5 protein-coding genes are annotated in these 4840 nt (G+C 44.2%); 1 reads left to right on the forward strand and 4 read right to left on the reverse strand.

Features of this window, described 5'->3' with window-relative positions; all coding sequences use genetic code 11:
• The first annotated feature begins 67 nt into the window (after positions 1-67).
• Positions 68-409, forward strand: coding sequence for a helix-turn-helix domain-containing protein (locus VN379_RS00825; protein WP_325529824.1), 342 nt, complete (start codon positions 68-70; stop codon positions 407-409).
• A 109-nt stretch (positions 410-518) separates the two neighbouring features.
• Here the strand turns inward: VN379_RS00825 and pbfA are convergent, their stop codons facing one another.
• The 4 genes from pbfA to VN379_RS00845 are packed head-to-tail and all read right to left on the reverse strand — an operon-like array spanning position 519 to position 4787.
• Positions 519-1877 (reverse strand): (R)-1-hydroxy-2-aminoethylphosphonate ammonia-lyase, encoded by a 1359-nt coding sequence (pbfA, locus tag VN379_RS00830; RefSeq protein WP_325529826.1) that lies wholly within the window; start codon positions 1875-1877, stop codon positions 519-521.
• A complete protein-coding gene (gene phnX / locus VN379_RS00835; protein ID WP_325529827.1) occupies positions 1867-2682 on the reverse strand; it encodes a phosphonoacetaldehyde hydrolase in 816 nt (271 codons plus the stop codon). The genes pbfA and phnX overlap by 11 nt, the downstream gene beginning before the upstream one ends.
• Entirely contained in the window at positions 2679-3773 is a 1095-nt protein-coding gene (gene phnW / locus VN379_RS00840) for a 2-aminoethylphosphonate--pyruvate transaminase (RefSeq protein ID WP_325529829.1), read from the reverse strand. Before phnW ends, phnX begins: the two co-directional genes overlap by 4 nt.
• Before the next feature lie 27 nt (positions 3774-3800).
• Entirely contained in the window at positions 3801-4787 is a 987-nt protein-coding gene (locus VN379_RS00845; RefSeq protein ID WP_325529831.1) for an extracellular solute-binding protein, read from the reverse strand.
• Positions 4788-4840 lie beyond the last annotated feature (53 nt).

The raw sequence follows: 4840 nt of genomic DNA on the forward strand, positions 1-4840 counted from the left end.
GTACAAGTACGCACATTTTTATTATATACTATCAAAAACAATACTATTGGGAAGGAATAGATCAATTATGGCAAAAATTCGTTATCAGGAAGGGGCTTGCCCGGTATTAGTTGCTCAAAACCTCATTACCGGTAAATGGAAACTTTTGATTTTGTGGCAGTTAAGCCAGGGAACTAAGCGATTTAATGAATTACAAAAGCTATTGCCTGATATTTCACAGGGAATACTTACCCATCAACTACGGGAACTGGAGCAGGATAGACTGGTTCACAGGGAAGTCTATAAGGAAGTTCCACCCAAGGTTGAATATTCATTAACTGAGCTCGGTCAAAGCTTTATACCAGTCTTACAAGTGATACGCGACTGGAGTAATGATTACCTGAATAAACTGTCTAAGCCATTGAAATGAGCCATTGCTTCATACCAGCCGGGTATTCATAATAGCGCGAATAAAAAATCCTGCAGATTTTAAATATCCTGCAGGATTTTTTGCTGTCAAAGTGACGGTTATTCTAATGTTATTTCATACAGCCTTTTATTGCTTTCTCAAATACATCAAAGGCGAAGGATAATTGTTCCGGGGTTACAATGAGGGGGGGATGCCAGGTAATACAGTTTCCCGCTGATATCTTAAAGGACAGGCCGTGCTCCAGGCAATAATACAGTATATTTTCTGCAAGCTCAGCATCTTTTGCCTTTGAAATTCGATCTTTAACAATCTCAAAAGACATTAATAGCCCAGCTATGCGAAAATCGCCGATGCAATCATATTGGCGGCAAAGAATTGCGGCATATTGGGCTGCCAATGCCGACTGTGTTCTACAGTTCTCCAACAGGTTGTATTCGTCAATATAACGAAGGGCGGCACAAATGGCGGCACAGCCTGCAGCCGGTTTTTCATGGGTGTAATGACCAAGCGAGATGTCCTGAGCACAATCATACTTAGCTTTTGTAAGGACAGCAGCCTGAGGTATCAGGCCTCCGCCAAGGCCCTTCCCCAGCACCAGGATATCCGGCTCCACACCGAAGTTCTGGTGTACGTAAAACTCGCCACTTCGCCCAAGTGCGGTAGGTATTTCATCAAAAATCAGCAATATCCCCTCTTGATCACAAATCTGTCGCAGCCTGTGAAAGTAAGCTTGCGGTGGAATATGGGTATCAGTTGCCCGTATGGGCTCCAGTAAGATTGCCCCGATATCGCCTTCATTTTTAATGATATATTCAATATAATCCAGGCAAAAATCGGCTACAGTTTGTTGGCAGGTGCTGTTAATTAGGTTTCTATAACCATTATAGGGGATTGCTTTGATACAGCCGGCCAGTAGCGGCCCCATGTCCTTATTAAAGGCATATTCGCCACCGACAGCAATAGAATCAAACCCGGCGCCGTGGAAGGACTCCCACAGCGAGATTACCTTATGTCTACCAGTAGCTTTGCGGGCAATTTTAAGCGCAAGTCCTATGGCAGCAGCCCCTGATGGTGTAAACAAAACCTTAAACTCTCTAGATCGAGTTTTTTTGATTAATGCACTGGCTGCTTGGACAGCGATATCTGCGGTGTATCGTCTTGGTATAAACGGCAGCTCATCAAATTGCTTCTTAACAGCTTCCAGTACATACGGATTCTTATAACCGACCTGGTGAAGGCTGTTGCCATGGAAATCAAGATACTGCTTGCCATCTTTATCGGTTATATAGCAGCCCCTGGCATCGGCAATGACATTCAGACACGGGGTTGACATCGCCTGTCTCATAAATACAGCCTCATCAGCCCTCAATAGCTCCCGGCTTTCCTTAGCAAGGCAATTAACCCACGTTTCTCTGTGAGCGCTGGTATTTACGTCTCCCTCACGGGTTAATTCCGCTTTAGTGAGCATTTGGCCTTTTTCCCTGTCTGATCAGAGTATTAATTCTATCAATTAATGCCGGCAGCTCTTGCATTGTCCTGATTGTAAAATCCGCACCATAATCTAGAAATGCTTGTTCGGTATTTACAATGGCCTGCGTTTTATCTGCTGCTGATAACCCCTCAAATTCACTCTGGTTTAAACCCATCTGTGAGCTGCCAACAGCGACTCCCACAGACCACACACCAGCCTGGATGCCTTCTTTTATATCAGCGGCCGTATCGCCTACTTTTACAACCGTCCATGGCGAGCTAAGCCGCAGCACCTCTATATTTCTAAATATCATATACGGATAGGGCCGGCCATAGCACTGAGTGGAATCCGGTGTTATCCAGAAATCCGGTTCATACCCCTTGTCCTTTGCCCCTGCTGCGACTATTCTCATCATAACGTCTGTATAACCGGTTGTTGAACCTATTTTCAGTCCTCTGCCCCTGAGTATCTTCATTGTTGTCACAACCTCGGGCAGCGGCTGCGTGTATTCAGTCAATGAAGCAAGCAGCGCCGGCTCAAAGCTTGCGTACAATTCATCAATATCTTGTTCACAAAAGCAGCGACCTTTTTTTTCCTGCCACTTTTTTTCTATTCTTGGCATTTGGAGCATGGTTTTAATGTGGTCTCGCTTTAGCATGCCCATGGGTGCTCTGGCTTCAGCCATTGTTACGTCTATCCCGGCGGTTTTAAATATCTGAAGAAACACCTGTACAGGTGCAAAGCAGCCAAAATCAACAGCGGTTCCGGCCCAGTCCAGAATGACACCATCCACTTGTTTCATTTTTTCTGTCTCCTCATATATTCCTCAATGATATAGCATAGTTTCTGAATATCGCCTTCATAGACTTCACCGATATTGCCGATGCGGAAGGTATCGACATCTGTCAGCTTACCAGGATATAACACAAAACCTCTGGCCTTAACATAATGATAAAAATCCTTAAAATTAAAGCCCGCGTAAGGAAAAAGAAAGGTCGTGATGATCGGGGATTGAAGCTCTTCGTCAATATAAGTATCAATTCCCAACTGTTTGAGTTTATGCCGCAACAGGCGATTTGTCGTCTGATAACGTTTATACCTTGCTGGAACGCCGCCTTCTGCAGCCAGCTCGTCAAGAGCCCGCGCAAACGCGGCTACCGCATGGGTTGGCGAGGTAAATCGCCACTTGCCGTCCTTATCCATATGCTGCCACTGATCGTATAAATCAAACGACAGACTTCTGGAATTGCCTTGTGAATGTAATAGTTTTTCAATCTTAGCCACAACAAAACAAAACCCCGGCACACCCTGAATACATTTATTGGCACTGCTGATCAAATAATCGATCCCTAATTGCTGAACGTTGATCTCAATGCCACCAAAGCTGCTCATAGCATCAATAATCAAGCTCTTCCCATACTCTTTAGCAATAGCAGCAATATCCTCGATAGGGTTTACTATCCCGGTTGTTGTTTCACAGTGAACCATTACAATATGCGTAATCGCCTGGTCATTTTCAACAATTTTTCTTATATCGGCTGCAGCAGGGGCTTTATCGTATTGGACACTATGAACAGCATGCTGAAGCCCCAAGCAGGCTGCCATTATTACTATTCTTTCCCCATACGCCCCATTAGTCAGGATCAGGCATTTATCTTTCGGTTTTATCGCTGTTGTGAGCACAGCTTCCACGCCAAAACTGCCACTGCCCTGCAATAACACTGATGTATATTCCTCAGGGGACACTGCTGCTATTTCCAGCAGTTGTTTTCTTATTTTTTGGGTTATTTGCTTATATTCATCATCCCAGGTGCACCGGTCAAAGAGCATTTCTTCTTTTACTGCGCTGCTAGTGGTTAAAGGCCCCGGGGTTAAGAGTTTGTACATATTCATATGCGGTTCCATACCTTTCATGGTTTGTTATTGAGCAGCTTTAAAGAAATTCTGATGTTCTTCAAGCAGTTCCACGGTCAGAGGTTTTGCATACACCTTAGGATTACCAGGCTTGTTTGACTCCCCAATGGTCTCGCTTTGATAAAGTGCTACAGGGTAAAACTTAATCAATTCAGGTCTTGCTTTCGTAATGATCACTTTTGCCATTTCCATAGCAAGCTGAGTTGTGGCCGTATCAGGCTTTTTTACCACTGCAATTGCCTCGGTGAGTGAATAATTGCCTTCAACAGGATCAATATAATCAATTAACTTACCGGCAGCTTTATCTGCCACGGCCTGATGACGAAGGCCAAACCCGGCTGCTACTTCGCCGGCTCTCACTTTCTTTATCGGTCCTGAGCCTGATGTCTCGATATGCGGTCCACAATTTTGAATCAGTTTATTCAGGACGATCTTACCTTCCACTTCGCCGTATTCGCTGATGATAGATTGCACCAGCAGCCACGCAGTTGACGAATTCATGATATTCGGAATAGAGACTAAGCCCTTATATTCATCTTTTGTGAGATCTTTTACTGATTTGGGCATTGGTAAATTCTTCTCTTTGATTACCTGGGTATTGACAAATATGGCCCCTGTATTGGCCAGTATCGGTGCATAATAGGCCGGATATTGTGCCAGCGCCTTTGTTTCAAAATTCAAATCTGTAAACATATTGTGTTTTTTCTGAGCACTGTCAATAAAGTAAGAACTCATGGTCACCAAATTTGCCTCAATTTTGTCACCCTCGGCCATCAGCTTGCCGCCAAGCTCAGAGGTGCCCAATGTTTGCAGCACGTATTTTCCCTCATAGCCGGCAGTATTCAGGCTATTTTGCATCGCCTCTACCGCTTCCTTATCGGCATTGGTATAAATAACGACCTTTTGAGCACTTTTACCGGAACAGCCTGCCACCGCAAACAACATTGAGAACAGCATCAGACCAAGCATCAGGGTTTTTACTATTTTTTTCACAACAAATTCTCTCCTTTAATGATCAAATTTTTATGTTGTCATCTGTGTATAGA

Source organism: Sporomusa sp., from assembly GCF_035561255.1.
Lineage (GTDB): Bacteria > Bacillota > Negativicutes > Sporomusales > Sporomusaceae > Sporomusa.

Coding starts and splice junctions, on each gene's coding strand:
- phnX (WP_325529827.1), bottom strand. CDS start 2,682: ATGAAACAAGTGGATGGTGTCATTCTGGACTGGGCCGGAACCGCTGTT.
- phnW (WP_325529829.1), bottom strand. CDS start 3,773: ATGAATATGTACAAACTCTTAACCCCGGGGCCTTTAACCACTAGCAGC.
- VN379_RS00825 (WP_325529824.1), top strand. CDS start 68: ATGGCAAAAATTCGTTATCAGGAAGGGGCTTGCCCGGTATTAGTTGCT.
- pbfA (WP_325529826.1), bottom strand. CDS start 1,877: ATGCTCACTAAAGCGGAATTAACCCGTGAGGGAGACGTAAATACCAGC.